This window comes from Saccharopolyspora sp. NPDC003752, from assembly GCF_053605825.1.
On sequence record NZ_JBSGJZ010000090.1, the window covers coordinates 1 to 1,285 of the forward strand.

Sequence of the window (1,285 nt, forward strand, 5' to 3'; positions counted from 1 at the left end):
GGGTGTAGCGGAGAATTTAAGCGCCAGTAAACGGCGGTGGTAACTATAACCATCCTAAGGTAGCGAAATTCCTTGTCGGGTAAGTTCCGACCTGCACGAATGGCGTAACGACTTCTCCGCTGTCTCGACCACAGGCCCGGTGAAATTGCAGTACGAGTAAAGATGCTCGTTTCGCGCGGCAGGACGGAAAGACCCCGGGACCTTTACTATAGCTTGGTATTGGTGTTTGGTTCGGCTTGTGTAGGATAGGTGGGAGACTGTGAAGCATTCACGCTAGTGGGTGTGGAGTCGTTGGTGAAATACCACTCTGGTCGTTCCGGGCATCTAACTCGGGTCCGTGATCCGGATCGGGGACAGTGCCTGGTGGGTAGTTTAACTGGGGCGGTTGCCTCCTAAAGGGTAACGGAGGCGCCCAAAGGTTCCCTCAGCCTGGTTGGCAATCAGGTGTTGAGTGTAAGTGTATAAGGGAGCTTGACTGTGAGACTGACGGGTCGAGCAGGTGCGAAAGCAGGGACTAGTGATCCGGCACTGGCTGGTGGAAGCGGTGTCGCTCAACGGATAAAAGGTACCCCGGGGATAACAGGCTGATCTTGCCCAAGAGTCCATATCGACGGCATGGTTTGGCACCTCGATGTCGGCTCGTCGCATCCTGGGGCTGGAGTTGGTCCCAAGGGTTGGGCTGTTCGCCCATTAAAGCGGCACGCGAGCTGGGTTTAGAACGTCGTGAGACAGTTCGGTCCCTATCCGCCGCGCGCGTAGGAGACTTGCGGAAGGCTGTCCCTAGTACGAGAGGACCGGGACGGACGAACCTCTGGTGTGCCAGTCGTTCTGCCAAGGGCGTGGCTGGTTGGCTATGTTCGGGAGGGATAACCGCTGAAAGCATCTAAGCGGGAAGCCTGTTCCTAGATGAGGTCTCCCACCCCTTTGTGGGTTAAGGCCCCCAAGAGATGATTGGGTTGACAGGCCAGATATGGAAGCACTGTAAGGTGTGGAGTTGACTGGTGCTGATAGGCCGAGGACTTGCTCACGAAGATTGCTACGCACCCACTATACGGTATCTGAGACAACAACCGGGTCATGGTTGTTGTGTTGATAATTGAATTGATGATCGCTTGTTGATCGTCGACACTCGAGATTTCCTGCCCGGCTTGGGTGGGGTTGAGGGTTGTCGGTGGCGATGGCGGGGAGGGTCCGCCCGGTCCCATTCCGAACCCGGTAGCTAAGCTCCCCAGCGCTGATGGTACTGCACTCGACAGGGTGTGGGAGAGTAAGACACCGCCGACAC

2 rRNA genes are annotated in these 1,285 nt (G+C 56.5%); both read left to right on the forward strand.

From position 1 onward, the window contains the following. A 23S ribosomal RNA gene (locus ACWEV3_RS43355) occupies positions 1–1,028 on the forward strand; the annotation flags it as partial. 139 nt (positions 1,029–1,167) lie between these two features. Next, positions 1,168–1,284 (forward strand): 5S ribosomal RNA (rrf, locus tag ACWEV3_RS43360). The last annotated feature ends 1 nt before the right edge of the window (position 1,285 follow it).